Below are 15,933 nucleotides of genomic sequence, written 5' to 3'. Positions count from 1 at the left end.
TCACAAAAACGGCTTGATCGACACAGTCAGATCAAGCCGTTGGTGACTAGAGCAGGAAGATCGTGGCCAGCCCCAGGAAGATGAAGAATCCGCCACTGTCAGTTACCGCGGTAATCATCACACTGGCACCCATGGCCGGGTCACGGCCCAACCGGGCCAGCGTCATCGGGATCAATACCCCCATCAATGCTGCCAACAACAAGTTGAGCGTCATGGCAGCGGTCATCACCACTCCCAGCGACCAGCTGCCGTAGAGCAGATAGGCCACTACACCGATCACACCGCCCCACACCAGACCGTTAATCAAGCCCACCGCGAGTTCTTTGCGCATCAGACGCGACGTGCTGCCTGTGTTCACTTGGTCCAGCGCCATCGCCCGCACGATCATGGTGATGGTCTGGTTACCGGAGTTGCCGCCAATGCCCGCCACAATAGGCATCAGGGCTGCCAGTGCCACCAGCTTTTCAATCGAACCTTCAAACAACCCAATGACCCGCGACGCAAGAAACGCGGTGATCAGGTTAATCGCCAGCCAAGCCCAACGGTTGCGCAGGGATTTCCAGACAGACGCGAAAATGTCTTCCTCTTCGCGCAAACCCGCCATGTTGAGAACTTCGGTTTCGCTTTCTTCACGGATCAAGTCGACCATTTCATCGATGGTCAAACGACCGATCAACTTGCCGTTCTTGTCGACCACCGGAGCCGAGATCAAGTCGTACCGCTCAAATGCCTGCGCCGCATCGTAGGCGTCTTCATCCGGATGGAAACTCACCGGATCGCTGGCCATCACTTCGGACACCTGTTTTTCAGGGTCATTTACCAGCAGGCGCTTGATCGGCAGCACGCCTTTGAGCGCACCGTCGTAATCCACCACAAACAACTTGTCGGTATGGCCCGGCAGCTCCTTGAGACGCCGCAGGTAACGCAGAACCACTTCAAGGCTGACGTCTTCGCGGATGGTCACCATCTCGAAGTCCATCAGGGCGCCGACCTGATCCTCGTTATAGGACAACGCGGAGCGAACGCGCTCACGCTGCTGGCCGTCAAGGGTTTCCATCAGTTCATGGACGACGTCTCGCGGCAGCTCGGGGGCCAGGTCAGCAAGTTCGTCAGCGTCCATCTCCTTGGCTGCTGCCAGGAGCTCGTGATCGTCCATGTCGGCGATCAGGGTTTCTCGAACCGAGTCCGACACTTCAAGCAGGATGTCGCCGTCGCGGTCAGCCTTGACCAACTGCCAGACCGTCAGACGGTCATCCAGAGGCAACGCTTCAAGAATGTAAGCAACGTCGGCGGAGTGCAGGTCTTCCAGCTTGCGCTGGAGCTCAACGAGATTTTGCCGGTGGACCAGGTTTTCGACCCGATCATGGTGATGGCCTTCCTGACGATGTGTCAGGTCTTCGACCACACGCTGGCGGTTAAGCAGTTCAATCACTTGCGCAAGACGGCTTTGCAGGCTGTCTTGAGTCTTTTTTACTTCAACTTCGGTCATAGGCGAACTCCACTCCCAGCAGCAGGGCACGCCGGAAGGATCAATCAGTCAATTCATGATTGGTAAAGCGGGATGCTGAATTACTACTGGGTAAGTCCATGGAGGTATTCCACAAGCCCCGGCGGGGCTGACGGGCGCAATCATACACGGCTTAAAAAATTAATGACGTTAAAAATCTCGGGGATAACAAATGCTTGCGATCAGGCGAAGCTCAATGCTCGCGAGACTGAATCTGCGACGCCGGATTCAAGGAAGAGAACACACGTGCACGCGAAAAACCGTTCAGGCGCGGCATGCTCTTTAACAGACAGCCCGGGAGCGGGTTAATTCCTGATTGATTGAGGGTGTATCCGCACAAGGCGCAATCCAGTCAAACACGCCAGAAGTATGTCAAATCGCAGACAGCAAAAAGCCCGCTTTAAAGGCGGGCTTTTTGGTGTTTGGTGCACTCGACAGGATTCGAACCTGTGACCGCTCGGTTCGTAGCCGAGTACTCTATCCAGCTGAGCTACGAGTGCAAGGTGTGTTTGTTAGACCAGACCACCCTGGTTGAAGCCAAGTTAACCGCCGAAGCAACTAACTCTTAAATGGTGCACTCGACAGGATTCGAACCTGTGACCGCTCGGTTCGTAGCCGAGTACTCTATCCAGCTGAGCTACGAGTGCAAGGTGTGTTTGTTAGACCAGACCACCCTGGTTGAAGCCAAGTTAACTACCGAAGCAACTAACTCTTATATGGTGCACTCGACAGGATTCGAACCTGTGACCGCTCGGTTCGTAGCCGAGTACTCTATCCAGCTGAGCTACGAGTGCATTTGAAGCTGCGTATTATAGACCGTTGAATCTCTCTGCCAAGTGTTTTTTTCAATAAATTCAACAACTTACTGAAACGGCTAGATTCTAACGTGCTACTTGAATAATGGCGGAGAAGGGGGGATTCGAACCCCCGACACCCTTTTGAGATGTACTCCCTTAGCAGGGGAGCGCCTTCGGCCACTCGGCCACCTCTCCGCAACACGGGGCGTATAATAACCAGCCTTTTCCCCGTATGCAACCAAAAACTTAAATAAAATTAAAGACTTGGTTCTTCGTCCTTTTCTTTCTTGATCCGCAGGTAGATTTCCTCCCGGTGCACGGCCACTTCTTTGGGGGCATTCACACCGATTCGCACTTGGTTTCCTTTGACGCCGAGCACGGTCACAGTAATTTCACCGTCGCCTATGATCAGGCTTTCTGCGCACCGGCGAGTCAAAATCAGCATAGCTTTCTCCTCACGCTATTCATTCAGGGACAACAGTCTGCAAAAAAAAAGGGCTTCGGCCTACTAGCTAAACAGCTATAGCCCGACGCGCCTTAAGTATTGACCAACATGACGAAACAAGAGGCCTTCGTTCACATTTATCAAAAAAACAAAGGGCGCGGATCAACCGCGCCCTTTGGGCAACGCATTACTCACCCTGTCGGGCAGGCGCGTCCAATTCAAAAGCAGTGTGCAAGGAGCGTACTGCCAGCTCCAGGTATTTCTCTTCTATCACCACCGACACTTTGATCTCGGAGGTCGAGATCATGAGGATGTTGATGTTCTCTTTAGCCAACGACTCAAACATGCGGCTGGCCACACCAGCGTGCGAGCGCATACCCACACCCACGATCGACACTTTGGCGATCTTGGTATCGCCGACCACTTCACGCGCACCGATCTCACGCGCCGTGTTTTCCAGCACGGTCTGCGCCGCGCTGTAATCGTTGCGGTGCACGGTGAAGGTAAAGTCGGTGGTGTTATCGTGTGCCACGTTCTGCACGATCATGTCGACTTCAATGTTGGCCGCGCTGATCGGGCCCAGAATCTTGAACGCCACGCCCGGGGTGTCTGGCACGCCACGGATGGTCAGCTTGGCTTCATCGCGATTGAACGCGATACCAGAAATGATCGGCTGTTCCATGGATTCCTCTTCATCAATAGTAATGAGGGTGCCAGGACCCTCCTTGAAGCTGTGCAATACGCGCAGCGGAACGTTGTACTTGCCGGCGAACTCGACCGCACGGATCTGCAACACCTTGGAGCCCAGGCTGGCCATTTCCAGCATTTCTTCGAAGGTGATCTTCTCCAGACGTTGAGCCTGCGCCACCACACGCGGGTCGGTGGTGTAGACACCATCGACATCGGTGTAGATCTGGCACTCGTCAGCCTTCAGCGCAGCCGCCAGCGCCACACCCGTCGTATCAGAGCCGCCACGGCCCAACGTGGTGATGTTGCCCTGCTCGTCCACGCCCTGGAAACCGGCGACCACAACCACACGCCCGGCCTTGAGGTCTGCGCGAATCTTCTGATCGTCTATTTTCAGGATGCGGGCTTTGGTGTGAGAGCTGTCGGTGAGGATACGCACCTGGCTGCCGGTGTAGGACACCGCGGGCACGCCCCGCTTGTTCAGCGCCATGGCCAACAAGCCAATGGTCACTTGCTCGCCGGTAGAAACGATGACATCCAGCTCGCGCGGCAACGGCTGATCGCTGATCTGTTTGGCCAGATCGATCAGGCGGTTGGTTTCGCCACTCATTGCCGACAATACAATCACCAGGTCATTGCCGGCTTCGCGGAACTTCTTAACTTTATCGGCGACCTGTTCGATTCGTTCGACAGTGCCGACCGAGGTGCCTCCGAATTTCTGTACGATCAAAGCCATTTCAAAGCAGCCTCAGCCCCTAAAGGGCGCCCATTTATCATTCAAACGACGCGCCGCCACTAGACAGCGGCGCGTTCTGGACCTCAGATACCCTGTTCGACAAATGGCACAGTCAGGGCTAACGCGGCGTCCAGAGCAGCAGCATCTACACCGCCACCTTGCGCCATGTCCGGGCGACCACCGCCCTTCCCGCCCACTGCCGCAGCGGCCTGCTTCATCAAATCACCGGCTTTGAGTTGGCCGGTCAGGTCTTTGGTTACGCCTGCAACCAGTACGACCTTGTCTTCGTAAACTCCACCCAGCAGGATCACTGCGCGGCCGAGCTTGTTCTTCAGCTGATCCACCAGCGCCAGAAGCGCCTTGCCATCCTGACCGTCCAGGCGAGCGGTCAAGACTTTCACGCCTTTGATGTCCACAGCCGACGCCGACAGATCGTCGCCAGCCGCGCTTGCGGCCTTGGCCTGCAATTGCTCCAGTTGCTTCTCCAACTGGCGGTTACGTTCCAGCACCGCCGAGAGCTTGTCGACCAGATTTTCCCGCGACCCCTTGATCAGGTTCGCCGCTTCCTTGAGCTGCTCTTCCGCTGCGTTCAAGTAAGCCAGTGCGCTAGCACCGGTCACCGCTTCAATTCGACGGATACCCGACGCCACGCCGCCTTCGCTGGTGATTTTCATCAGGCCGATATCGCCCGTGCGCTTGGCGTGAATACCGCCACACAGTTCCACGGAGAAATCGCCACCCATGCTCAGTACGCGCACGTTGTCGCCGTACTTCTCGCCGAACAGCGCCATGGCGCCTTTTTGCTTGGCGGTTTCGATGTCGGTTTCTTCGGTTTGTACCGGGGTATTCTTGCGAATCTCGGCGTTGACGATATCTTCGAGGGCTTTGATCTGCTCAGGCTTGATGGCTTCGAAATGGCTGAAGTCGAAACGCATGCGCTGACTGTCAACCAACGAACCTTTTTGCTGAACATGCTCACCCAGTACTTTGCGCAATGCGGCGTGCAGCAAGTGAGTGGCCGAGTGGTTCAACGCCGTCGCGTGACGCACATCGGCATCAACCTGAGCTTCAACCGTTTCGCCAACGTTCAGGCCGCCCTTCGCAACCACGCCGTGGTGCAGAAAGGCACCGCCGGTTTTCGTGGTGTCGCGCACGTCAAAACGCGCAGCACCTGCCTGCAGGTAACCGCAGTCACCCACCTGACCGCCGGACTCAGCGTAGAACGGCGTCTGGTCGAGCACGACCACACCTTCATCACCTTCATTCAGGGTGTCGACCGACTGACCCTCTTTATAGAGGGCAACCACCTTCGCAGAACCTTGAGTTGCGTTGTAACCGATGAATTCGGTCGGCACATCCACCTTGACCAGGGTGTTGTAGTCCAGACCGAACGAGCTGGCCGAACGGGCACGCACCCGCTGCGCTTCCATTTCGCGTTCGAAACCGGCTTCGTCCACGGTCAGATTGCGCTCACGGGCGATGTCCGCTGTCAGGTCCATCGGGAAACCGTAGGTGTCATACAGCTTGAACACCACGTCGCCCGGCACCACGGTGCCCTTGAGGTCAGCCAGATCCTGCTCCAGGATTTTCAGGCCCTGTTCGAGCGTCTTGGAGAACTGCTCTTCTTCAGCCTTGAGGACACGCTCAATGTTGGCCTGTTCACGCACCAGCTCGGGGAAGCTGGCGCCCATTTCGGCTACCAGTGCAGCCACGATCTTGTAGAAGAAGTTGCCGGTCGCGCCCAGCTTGTTGCCGTGGCGGCAAGCGCGGCGAATGATCCGACGCAGCACGTAGCCGCGACCTTCGTTGGACGGCAATACGCCATCCGCGATCAGGAAGCTGCACGAACGAATGTGGTCCGCCACGACTTTAAGCGAAGCCTGGCCCTCATTGGCGCAACCAATGGCGTCGGCTGCCGCTTTGAGCAGGCTCTGGAACAAATCGATGTCGTAGTTGGAATTGACGTGCTGCATCACCGCACTGATCCGCTCCAGGCCCATGCCGGTGTCCACCGACGGTGCTGGCAACGGATGCAACACGCCATCGGCGGTGCGGTTGAACTGCATGAACACGTTGTTCCAGATTTCGATGTAACGGTCGCCGTCTTCGTCTGGCGAGCCTGGCGGGCCGCCCCAGATTTCGGGGCCGTGGTCGTAGAAAATCTCGGTGCAGGGACCGCACGGGCCGGTATCGCCCATGGTCCAGAAGTTATCGGACGCGTACGGGGCGCCTTTGTTGTCGCCAATGCGGATCATGCGCTCAGCGGGCACGCCGACGTCTTTGGTCCAGATGTCATAGGCTTCGTCATCGCTGGCGTAGACAGTCACCCACAGCTTGTCCGCTGGCAACTTCAGTACGCCGGTTAGAAAGGTCCAGGCGAAATTGATCGCGTCTTTCTTGAAGTAGTCACCAAAGCTGAAGTTGCCGAGCATTTCAAAAAAGGTGTGGTGACGCGCGGTATAACCGACGTTTTCCAGGTCACTGTTCTTGCCACCGGCACGCACGCACTTCTGGCTGCTGGTTGCACGGGTGTAAGCACGCTTTTCCTGACCCAGGAAGCAGTCCTTGAACTGGTTCATCCCCGCGTTGGTGAACAGCAGGGTCGGGTCGTTATTTGGCACCAAGGAGCTGGAAGGGACACGGGTGTGACCTTGCTCCTCGAAGAAGCGAAGGAAGGCTTCACGGATTTCTGCGCTTTTCATAGGTTCTTCCACGGAGGCTGAGGCCAGAGGCAAGTCAATCAGGTCGGTCGACAGTGCGACTCGCAAAGGGCCGCATTATATCGGCCCTGCGCCTTGGGTACAGCGTGTTTATACGATAGGCACACTCAATTGGACGGGTTACGCACTCATTGTCGATTAAATTCGTCCAAAACCGTGACCACCTGCTCAATTTGGCTGCGATTGACATCCAGGTGCGTCACCATCCGCAAGCGCGGCGCGGCGCTCAGCTTGATGCCGCGTTCGGCGGCAAAGGCTTTGAGCGCTTGGGCCCGGTCGCCCAGATCGACGTACACCATATTGGTTTGTACCGGTTCGACGGCATAGCCGCAGGCGCGCAGCCCGTCAGCCAGATGCTGCGCATTGGCATGGTCGTCCGCCAGGCGCTGCACCTGATGATCCAGTGCATACAAACCCGCCGCGGCCAATTGCCCGGCCTGACGCATACCACCACCGACCATTTTGCGCAGGCGTCGGGCCCGGGCAATCAATTCGGCCGAGCCGCACAGCACCGAGCCTACCGGCGCGCCCAACCCCTTGGACAAACACACCGAAACCGAATCGAAATGACGGGTAATGTCGGCTGCGTCCACCCCTGATTTGACCGCTGCGTTGTACAACCGCGCCCCGTCCAGGTGCAGCGCCAGCCCATGCTCACGGGTCAGGCGACTGGCCGCCGCCAGGTACTCAAGCGGCAGCACTTTGCCCTGCATGGTGTTTTCCAGTGCCAACAAGCGGGTACGGGCGAAATGGAAGTCATCCGGTTTGATCGCGGCCGCCACCTGCTTCAAGTCCAGCGACCCGTCGGTCTGTACCTCCAGCGGCTGCGGCTGGATAGACCCCAGTACCGCCGCCCCGCCGCCTTCATATTTATACGTGTGGGCCTGCTGCCCGACGATGTATTCATCGCCCCGCTCGCAATGCGCCATCAGCGCCAAGAGATTGCTCATGGTACCGGTGGGCACGAACAGGGCCTGCGCAAACCCGAGCCTGTGCGCCAACTCAGCCTCCAGGTGATTGACCGTCGGGTCTTCGCCATACACATCGTCCCCTAGCGGCGCGGCGGCCATGGCCGCACGCATGCCTGGCCCGGGTTGAGTCACGGTGTCACTGCGAAGATCGATAACAGTCATTGGAAGCCTCAGCCAAAGGAGATAAGCACTGGATGCTAAGCGGTGAAATACCTGTCGAACAAGAGGAGTGCAGGTTATCGCGAGATTAATCAAACGGCATTGTCCGAGCCAGCCGATAAAATCATCAGAAATTTCGATGACCATTAGCAAAAAGCATCAATGCATCCCTGAAACATTTGTGATACAAAATGCCCGCCGCCAGAAAGGCTGGCGGCAACGTTCTCAGGGCGGGGTGTAACTCCCCACCGGCGGTAATTGCGCGCAATGCGTATAGCCCGCGAGCGCTTGGCAGGTCCGAAGGCTACGGCAGACGGCTTGGCAAGGTCAGCAGACCCGGTGTGATTCCGGGGCCGACGGTCATAGTCCGGATGAAGAGAGAACGGGATTGGCGCCAAAGGGCCGTCAGTCGGGCAGGCCAGTGTCGAGGTTACACACTCGTGCGGCCTGTCTGGACGCACCCTTAAATCCCATTCGATTCATATGCCCTGTTTTTCACACAAACAGGAGTCTGAACATGCAACCCACCGCAATCGACAGCAAAAGCAAAAACCACCACAACGAGCGCGTCGCGTTCATTCAGGCCAGCTGGCACAAAGAAATCGTCGATCAAAGCCGTAAGGGCTTTCTGGCCGAAATGCTGGAGCAGGGCTATCAGGAAAGTGACATCGACTTTTTTGAAGTCGGTGGCGCCTTCGAGATCCCGCTACACGCCAAGCTGCTGGCCAAGACCGGCCGCTATGCAGGCATTGTGGGTGCAGCCCTGGTGGTGGACGGCGGCATCTATCGCCATGACTTCGTCGCGCAGTCAGTGGTCAGCGGCCTGATGCAAGTGCAGCTGGAAACCGAAGTGCCTGTGTTCTCGGTCAGCCTGACCCCGCATCATTTCCACGCGGGCGAAGAGCACCAGAAATTTTTCTTTGACCACTTTGTGCACAAAGGCCAGGAAGCGGCAAAGACCTGCGTCGACACCTTGCAGAAAATCCGCAACATCAAGCGTCTCGATACCCAGCAAAAGCGCGCGGTATAACGCCTGAATTCCCGACTGACCATCCCCCGGTCAGTCGGGATTGCGCACTAACTATCTAAAGCACGCGTAAGCACTCAAAGCGTTTCAATCGTTATCAATGGGGTTGCCCCAGACGTTTGAACCACATGCTATGGAGCCTTACCTATGTGCCCTACCCCCCCTGCAGCGCCTGAGGGCCCTGAATTCCATATTGATGGCGCCAGCAAAGGCCCACCGGAGCTGACCGAAAAAACCGTCTCCAGCCCAACCCCCCATGTTGTGGAAACCACTACCAGAAGCCTGCTGCATCTGAGCGCGTATGTTTCGATCTTTCGTTACGTTACAGAGGGCGTGCTGTACGAACGGCCGGTCGATCGGCTGGAGTTTCGTACCTCTGCGCCACGTACGTCCCTGTTCGTCACCCAAGGGGAAAACGACACGATCATCGTTGACCTCAATCACCAGCGCTTCCACATTCGTCCCGCCAATACCCGACAGATCATTGAAATACACACATCCCAAGGTGATGACACGGTGTATATCGCCAGCGCATTCAAAAATCCGTTTCATATCGAAACCGGCGCTGGTAATGACACCGTCATCACCCACGCGAAAAAAACAAACATCCTCACCGGCGCTGGTAACGACATGGTGTTGACTGGCTCCGGGCGCAGTTATGTCAACACGGGCGTCGGCAACGACATCGTGAATGTCAGTGGCTCAGGCACCACTTCGGCTTATCTGGGCAGTGGCGCCGACTTTTTCCGGGGAGACGCTGGCAGGGTATTTGTGGATGGCGGCAAAGGTGACGATCTCATCATCGGTGGCCAGGGCCACAACATATTAAGTGGCAACGACGGGGACGACCTGATCACCGCAGGCCCGGCCACCAACGTGATCTACACAGGCGACGGGCAAAACATCATCGATAACCTCAAGGCCAGTGACCGGATCTACACGGGGAGTCAAATCACGTCCATTTCAGAAGGCGCGTACACGCCAGATAAGCAAATCGGAACGGTATTCAAGGTCACGTCGCAACCACTGTCCGAAACCGGTCTGATTATTGAAGGCAGCGACACCTTCACTGAGCGGGTTCAGGATGACCTCAGGTTATTGCTCGGCTCGGACAATGGCCACCAGCTGTTAAGGGCACTCACCAAAAGTATTCGTGACAGCAAGAAACCCATCACCATTCGTGAGTTCAAGCATGTTCGAAACGGCCTGTATGTCCCCACACTCAATGATGGCACCGCATTCGCTGCGTCGGGAAAGCCGGGCACTCGAACCTATGGCGGCACGGCTTTTTACAATCCAACCTACTCAGAATCCGAAGACGTGCCGCTCGCAGCGCTCTATCACGAACTGTGCCATGCCTATAACTTTGTGACAGGCTCGGTTTTCGGGGGCATGAGCCCTGACGGACACGGCGGGACCAAGTCCGCGCCGATGGTCAACAACCTCGAACTGCAGGTTGTGGGACTGCCTTGCAACATTGAACCGTTTGACTTCGACGATGACCCAGCCACCCCTGCCCGAGTGACCAACCCAACCCCCTACACCGAAAATGCGTTACTCGGGGAACTGGGCCTGCAACTGCGCAAAACCTACATTTATTACGCCAATGATTGATCCAGCAACGCTTCGGACGCGGGCTCAATAATGATCCCGGCGCGCAGACCACTCTTGACCTTGGGATTGGGGAAGATAATCCGCGCGCCCTTCTCCTCAATGATCCAGCGGGTTTTCCCGGCATCTTCAGCCAGCAAATAACCTTTGGGCAACTCTGAAAAGTTCTCAACATCGGACGGCAAATGCAGAATAAACGCGTCACTTTCCTTAATGACTTCTCGCGCCACGCGAAACAGCTGCAAGCCGTCCAGCGACGCCTCGTCCAGTGACGGCTCAGTGCCCTCAATGATCTGTTTCAAACGTTGCTCAAGGCGCTCTACATTCACACTTGCGTTGCACCCAAACGGCCGCGCTTTACCTAACTCAAGGGTGAACGCCTCGGCATCCAGTTTTTCGCGGGTGAAAGCACTGAACACAATCGACGGCTTGTTTTGCAACAAAACCGCTTCCATGCCCGCCGCACGCAGGCGCACCAGTTCGCGACGCGACGGGACGCGATCTTTCTTAAACGGATACAGGGCAAATTGTTCGAGTTTCGAACCGCGAATCGCGGTGTGCAGGTCATAGTGCAAACGTGTGCGGTCCGGCTGGCTGTAAAACACCGTAGCCAAACGCTCCAGCTCACAAGCGCGCAGGGCTTCAGGGCCGCAGCTGCTTTCGTGACGGCCGTTAAACAGCCGGTTGAGGTCCTCCTCGACAAAACGCTCACCGGTGCGCATGGCACCCGGATTGCCGAACAAGAACAGAATGCGTGCACGCGGCGTGATGTCTCCACGTGCGATGCCGTGCAACAGGCGATCGAGCAGCTCGATCGGCGCTGTTTCGTTACCGTGAATGCCCGCTGACAACAGTAAATCCAGGCCAACGTCCTGGCCACTGGGCGGCGTAACATCCAGTGCGCCCTCACCTAGCCAGCGCAATCGCACGCCTTCGGCCGTCAGTTGAATTTTCTGGGCCGGTTCACGACCGGCCAGGGTCAGTTCAAGCAGTTTGCCGAGGGCGAGCATAGAGCATCCTTAATCAGTGATTACAGTCCGGGCCGTGGACGTGACCGTCTTCGTCATCGCTCATGTCAGCCGGTTCCATTTCCAGTTGCAGGCTCACCAGGTTGGTGGCCAGTGGACGCAACAGCAGGTTGGCATATTCGGCGTCGCCTTCTTCCACGTCTACACCGATCAACAACTGGCCGCGGCCGTCTTGCTGGATCCACAGCTCCTTGCCCTGCCACATGACCGCAACGCGGGTGCAGGACGTTTGCAATTGCGTGCCGTCGGTGTCTTCAAGGATCAGCTGCAGGGAATCGCTCATAGTTTCGTACTCAGTGGAAAGTGGAGTGGCCAGTACGGGCATCAACGCCCGTACAAAGCGGTGTTCAATTGATCTGGAATGGATAGACCGCGCCCAGTTTAAGGATTTGCGTCAGTTCATCCAGTGCCGTGCGGCATTCAAGCAATAACTGCGGATCCGCCAGATCGCTTTCGCGCAGCGCATCGCGGTAGTGCTTGCTCACCCAACGGGTGAGCGTGCCGTACAACGCAGGCGTCATGATAACCCCCGGATTGACCGCCGCCAGCTCTGTTTCTTTCAGTGCGACCCGCAGCCGCAGGCAAGCCGGGCCACCGCCGTTCTGCATGCTTTGCTTGAGATCAAAAACCTTGACCTCACGAACCGGTCCGCCGCAGGCGGTCAGGCTTTGCAGGTACTGCCAGACACGCGGGTTGCTGCGGCACTCTTCAGGCACGATCAGCAGCATCGAACCATCCGCACGGCTCAACAATTGGCTGTTGAACAGGTACGAGCGCACCGCATCTTCAACGGCCACCTGGTCGCGCGGCACACAAATGGACTGGAATTGCGCGCCACGTGCCTGCAGCTTGCCGTGCAACTCGGCCAGCACCTGGTCAGTGTTCAGGAAGGCATCTTCGTGATGGAACAACAGTTCGCCATTGCCTACCGCAATGACATCGTTATGGAACACACCCTGGTCAATGACCGCCGGGTTCTGCTGCGCAAACACGACGCCCGCCTCACTCAGGCCGTGCAGGCGCGCCACCGCTTGAGAGGCCTCAAGCGTCTGGCGTGCCGGGTATTTCTGAGGTGCCGGATAACGGCTGTCGAAGGCGCTGCGTCCATACACAAAGAACTCGACGCCGGCTTCGCCGTAGTCCCGGCAGAATCGGGTGTGGTTTGCCGCACCTTCATCACCAAATTGCGCCACGGCCGGCAAAGCCGCGTGGTGGGCAAAATACTGAGGGTCCGCAAACATCGCCCCCAGCACACGGCTGGTGGTCGGGTGTTCAATACTGCGATGAAACTTGCAGTTGAGGTTGGCGGCGGTGAAATGCACCCGCCCGTCGGCCGTGTCGGCACTCGGGCTGACCGTCGCCGCGTTGGCCACCCACATGCTTGATGCCGAGCAACTGGCTACCAGCAACGGCATGGCGTCTTTGGCCGCTTTTTGAATGACCTGAGCATCGGTGCCGCCAAACCCCAGGCTGCGCAAGGCAGCCACGTCCGGGCGCTCTTGCGGGGCCAGAACGCCCTGGACAAAGCCCATGTCCATCAGCGCTTTCATTTTTTCCAGGCCTTGCAGCGCGGCTTCCTTGGGGTTGGAAGCCTGCTGGCTGTTGCTCTGGGACGCGACGTTGCCGAAGGACAACCCGCCGTAGTTATGGGTCGGCCCCACTAAACCGTCAAAATTGACTTCAAAGGACTTCATCAGCGAGGCTCCGGCAAACGGTTTTATAAGCATTTCGAAATTACAAACGTACGCCCGGCGTCAGCGCCGCTGGCAACGCGAGCATCGGCGTTTCGAGCGAGGCCACCGGGTAGGCGCAATAATCGGCTGCGTAATACGCACTGGCACGGTGATTACCCGAGGCGCCGATTCCGCCAAAAGGTGCGCTGCTGGCAGCCCCCGTCAATTGCTTGTTCCAGTTGACGATACCGGCACGGCTTTCGAGCCAGAACTGCTGATAACGCGCTTCGGAATCGGAAAGCAAACCGGCTGCCAGACCAAAGGCCGTGTTATTGGCCTCTGCAATCGCGGCGTCGAAATCGGCATAACGGATCACTTGCAGCAACGGCCCGAACAACTCTTCATCGCCGCGCTCGCTGACTTCGGTCACATCAATGATGCCCGGCGTCAGCAACGCGGCATTGCTGTCCGGCTGACTCATTTCAAGCAGAGCCACTGCCCCGGAACCGAGCAACACTTCTTGGGCATCCATCAAGGCCCGCGCGGCTTGCAACGAAATAACCGACCCCATGAACGGTGCAGGCTGCTGATCGAACGCGCCCACCTCGATGCGCTGACTGACCTCAACCAGACGCGTCAGTAAGCTGTCGCCCCAGGCGCCTTCAGGCACCAATAAGCGGCGGGCGCAGGTGCAACGCTGACCCGCTGAAATGAACGCTGACTGAATGATGGTGTACACCGCCGCTTCGACGTCAGCCACCTGATCGACCACCAGCGGGTTATTGCCGCCCATCTCCAGCGCCAGGATTTTGTCCGGGCGACCGGCAAACTGTTGATGCAGTGCGTTACCGGTGCGGCTCGACCCCGTAAAGAACAGGCCATCGATACCCGCATGGGCCGCCAGCGCAATGCCCGTATCGCGCCCGCCTTGCAGCAAGTTCAGCACCCCCGCTGGCAGACCGGCTTCGATCCAGCACTTGACCGTCAGCTCGGCCACTTTCGGTGTCAGCTCGCTCGGCTTGAACACCACGCTATTGCCGGCCAGCAAGGCCGGAACAATGTGACCGTTAGGCAGGTGCCCAGGAAAGTTGTACGGACCGAACACCGCCACCACGCCATGCGGCTTGTGGCGCAACACGGCCGTGGCGTCACCCAGCGGGCCGCTTTTCTCGCCCGTGCGCTCGCGGTAGCTTTGAACCGAAATCGCCACCTTGTTAATCATGCTGGTGACTTCAGTCGCCGACTCCCACAACGGCTTGCCGGTTTCTTCACCGATACAGCGCGCCAACGCGTCGGCATTGGCCTTGAGGCTGGCGGCAAAGGCCTCCAGAACTGTCAGTCGCGCTTCAAAAGAACGCTTGGCCCACCCCGCAAAAGCCTGACGTGCTGCGTTGACGGCGGCATTCACCTGATTGGCATCGGCGCCCTGGCCGGACCACAGCACCTGCTGGGTCACTGGGTTCAGCGACTCAAAGGCTTCGCCCTGCCCGTTTTGCCACGCGCCTGCGATGTACAACGTGCTCATTATTTTTTCTCCCGTGGGGCCACTGGCTGGGCGGATAACGTCACCGCGCGCACTTGATCGCCCGCGCTCAATTGCAGGCGTTTGGCAGTCAGCGGATCGACCACCAGCGTGCCCGCAGCCAGACGCGCCGCAGCCGCCGTGATGCGGCAGTCCTCGCGCTTGCGGTTGTGAATCAGGTAAGGCGTGGCGTCGTCGCCGGGCGTGCCAATGGCCAGCACCAGCGCTTCGCTTTCGCGCACGGCCCGGATCTTGTCCGTCTCGCACTCCACTGCCGGGCCTGCGTCAAAAATATCGACGTAGCCCTGATAGCTGAACCCTTCGCTTTTGAGCATATTCAGGGCCGGCTCGGTGTGGGTGTGCACCTTGCCGATCACGGCCCGCGCGTCTTCGGACAGGAAACAGGTGTACACGGGAAACTTGGGCATCAGTTCAGCGATAAACGCTTTGTTACCGACCCCGGTCAGGTAATCGGCCTGGCTGAATTCCATTTTGAAGAAGTGCCGACCCAAGCTTTCCCAGAACGGAGAACGCCCGGCTTCATCAGACATGCCGCGCATTTCAGCAATGATCTTGTTGCCAAACAGCTCCGGGAACTCGGCGATAAACAGCATCCGCGCCTTGGCCAGCAAGCGCCCATTCAGGCCGGTGCGGTGCCCCTCACCCAGAAAGAGCGAGCACAGCTCGGAATTGCCGGTCAGGTCGTTGGCCAGGAACAGCGTCGGAATTTCGCGGTAAATATTCAGTTCTTGCGACGCGCTGACGGTCAGTCCGACGCGGAAGTTATACCAGGGCTCACGCAGGCCCACGGCGCCAGCAATGGCCGAAATACCGACCACTTTGCCGTCGTCGTCTTCCAGCACAAACAGGTAGTCGGCATCGCCGCGCTCAGCTTCGCCGCGGAAGGTTTTCTCGGCCCAGGTCACGCGGTGCAGCAGGCGCTCTTCATTGGCGGGCAGCGTGGTCAGACCGGTCCCTGTGCTACGGGCCAGTTCGATCAAGGCAGGTAAATCGCTGTTGCGTACAGGGCGAACGATCATGCTATCTCCT

At 57.9% G+C, this 15,933-nt stretch carries 12 protein-coding genes, 4 tRNA genes and 1 riboswitch; of the genes, 2 read left to right on the top strand and 14 right to left on the bottom strand.

The features are described from left to right. Positions 1-46: 46 nt before the first annotated feature. The 9 genes from mgtE to ltaE form a co-directional block, all read right to left on the bottom strand. Positions 47-1,489 (bottom strand): magnesium transporter, encoded by a 1,443-nt coding sequence (gene mgtE / locus CJF39_RS13185; protein ID WP_047276945.1) that lies wholly within the window; start codon positions 1,487-1,489, stop codon positions 47-49. A 441-nt stretch (positions 1,490-1,930) separates the two neighbouring features. Next, a tRNA-Arg gene (locus tag CJF39_RS13180) sits at positions 1,931-2,007 on the bottom strand. A gap of 70 nt (positions 2,008-2,077) precedes the next feature. After that, positions 2,078-2,154 (bottom strand) — tRNA-Arg (locus CJF39_RS13175). A 70-nt stretch (positions 2,155-2,224) separates the two neighbouring features. Beyond that, positions 2,225-2,301 (bottom strand) — tRNA-Arg (locus CJF39_RS13170). 107 nt (positions 2,302-2,408) lie between these two features. Continuing rightward, positions 2,409-2,499 (bottom strand) — tRNA-Ser (locus tag CJF39_RS13165). A gap of 61 nt (positions 2,500-2,560) precedes the next feature. Next, complete coding sequence (csrA, locus tag CJF39_RS13160; RefSeq protein WP_003175645.1) at positions 2,561-2,749, bottom strand: carbon storage regulator CsrA; 189 nt, start codon at positions 2,747-2,749, stop codon at positions 2,561-2,563. Positions 2,750-2,936: 187 nt separating this feature from the next. Further along, positions 2,937-4,172: an aspartate kinase gene (locus CJF39_RS13155; RefSeq protein WP_094993818.1), complete on the bottom strand. Its 1,236-nt coding sequence runs from the start codon at positions 4,170-4,172 to the stop codon at positions 2,937-2,939. Positions 4,173-4,255: 83 nt separating this feature from the next. After that, entirely contained in the window at positions 4,256-6,874 is a 2,619-nt protein-coding gene (gene alaS / locus CJF39_RS13150; RefSeq protein ID WP_094993817.1) for an alanine--tRNA ligase, read from the bottom strand. 146 nt (positions 6,875-7,020) lie between these two features. Continuing rightward, the gene (gene ltaE, locus CJF39_RS13145; RefSeq protein ID WP_094993816.1) at positions 7,021-8,025 is read right to left on the bottom strand and encodes a low-specificity L-threonine aldolase; all 1,005 of its coding nucleotides are present in this window, start codon (positions 8,023-8,025) and stop codon (positions 7,021-7,023) included. 214 nt (positions 8,026-8,239) lie between these two features. After that, positions 8,240-8,410: riboswitch (FMN riboswitch) on the top strand. Positions 8,411-8,539: 129 nt separating this feature from the next. On the opposite strand from ltaE, the gene CJF39_RS13140 reads away from it, so the two are divergent. Together CJF39_RS13140 and CJF39_RS13135 are read left to right on the top strand one after the other, a co-directional pair. Then, on the top strand, positions 8,540-9,052 hold the full coding sequence (locus tag CJF39_RS13140) for a 6,7-dimethyl-8-ribityllumazine synthase (RefSeq protein ID WP_094993815.1): 513 nt from the start codon (positions 8,540-8,542) through the stop codon (positions 9,050-9,052). Between the two features lie 144 nt (positions 9,053-9,196). Further along, positions 9,197-10,663, top strand: coding sequence for a M91 family zinc metallopeptidase (locus CJF39_RS13135; protein WP_094993814.1), 1,467 nt, complete (start codon positions 9,197-9,199; stop codon positions 10,661-10,663). Here CJF39_RS13135 and astE read toward each other — a convergent pair. The 5 genes from astE to astA form a co-directional block, all read right to left on the bottom strand. Next, positions 10,648-11,670, bottom strand: coding sequence for a succinylglutamate desuccinylase (gene astE / locus CJF39_RS13130; RefSeq protein WP_094993813.1), 1,023 nt, complete (start codon positions 11,668-11,670; stop codon positions 10,648-10,650). The genes CJF39_RS13135 and astE overlap by 16 nt on opposite strands. A 13-nt stretch (positions 11,671-11,683) precedes the next feature. Continuing rightward, on the bottom strand, positions 11,684-11,971 hold the full coding sequence (locus CJF39_RS13125; RefSeq protein WP_047276959.1) for a hypothetical protein: 288 nt from the start codon (positions 11,969-11,971) through the stop codon (positions 11,684-11,686). Positions 11,972-12,035: 64 nt separating this feature from the next. After that, entirely contained in the window at positions 12,036-13,382 is a 1,347-nt protein-coding gene (gene astB / locus CJF39_RS13120) for an N-succinylarginine dihydrolase (RefSeq protein ID WP_094993812.1), read from the bottom strand. Between the two features lie 40 nt (positions 13,383-13,422). Next, positions 13,423-14,889 carry a succinylglutamate-semialdehyde dehydrogenase gene (gene astD / locus CJF39_RS13115; protein WP_170942684.1) on the bottom strand — a complete coding sequence of 489 codons (1,467 nt, stop codon included), beginning with the start codon at positions 14,887-14,889 and terminating at the stop codon, positions 13,423-13,425. After that, entirely contained in the window at positions 14,886-15,923 is a 1,038-nt protein-coding gene (astA, locus tag CJF39_RS13110) for an arginine N-succinyltransferase (RefSeq protein WP_094993810.1), read from the bottom strand. Before astA ends, astD begins: the two co-directional genes overlap by 4 nt. Positions 15,924-15,933: the final 10 nt, after the last annotated feature.

Origin of the sequence: Pseudomonas lundensis, assembly GCF_002269125.1 — a bacterium.
Classification (GTDB): Bacteria; Pseudomonadota; Gammaproteobacteria; order Pseudomonadales; family Pseudomonadaceae; genus Aquipseudomonas; species Aquipseudomonas lundensis_A.
This window is presented reverse-complemented; position numbering and strand designations above follow the sequence as displayed.

Excerpts from the sequence above, each read along its gene's own strand:
- mgtE (WP_047276945.1), bottom strand. The coding sequence starts at position 1,489 with ATGACCGAAGTTGAAGTAAAAAAGACTCAAGACAGCCTGCAAAGCCGT.
- CJF39_RS13125 (WP_047276959.1), bottom strand. The coding sequence starts at position 11,971 with ATGAGCGATTCCCTGCAGCTGATCCTTGAAGACACCGACGGCACGCAA.
- CJF39_RS13135 (WP_094993814.1), top strand. The coding sequence starts at position 9,197 with ATGTGCCCTACCCCCCCTGCAGCGCCTGAGGGCCCTGAATTCCATATT.
- CJF39_RS13155 (WP_094993818.1), bottom strand. The coding sequence starts at position 4,172 with ATGGCTTTGATCGTACAGAAATTCGGAGGCACCTCGGTCGGCACTGTC.
- astA (WP_094993810.1), bottom strand. The coding sequence starts at position 15,923 with ATGATCGTTCGCCCTGTACGCAACAGCGATTTACCTGCCTTGATCGAA.
- astE (WP_094993813.1), bottom strand. The coding sequence starts at position 11,670 with ATGCTCGCCCTCGGCAAACTGCTTGAACTGACCCTGGCCGGTCGTGAA.
- csrA (WP_003175645.1), bottom strand. The coding sequence starts at position 2,749 with ATGCTGATTTTGACTCGCCGGTGCGCAGAAAGCCTGATCATAGGCGAC.
- astB (WP_094993812.1), bottom strand. The coding sequence starts at position 13,382 with ATGAAGTCCTTTGAAGTCAATTTTGACGGTTTAGTGGGGCCGACCCAT.
- CJF39_RS13140 (WP_094993815.1), top strand. The coding sequence starts at position 8,540 with ATGCAACCCACCGCAATCGACAGCAAAAGCAAAAACCACCACAACGAG.
- alaS (WP_094993817.1), bottom strand. The coding sequence starts at position 6,874 with ATGAAAAGCGCAGAAATCCGTGAAGCCTTCCTTCGCTTCTTCGAGGAG.
- ltaE (WP_094993816.1), bottom strand. The coding sequence starts at position 8,025 with ATGACTGTTATCGATCTTCGCAGTGACACCGTGACTCAACCCGGGCCA.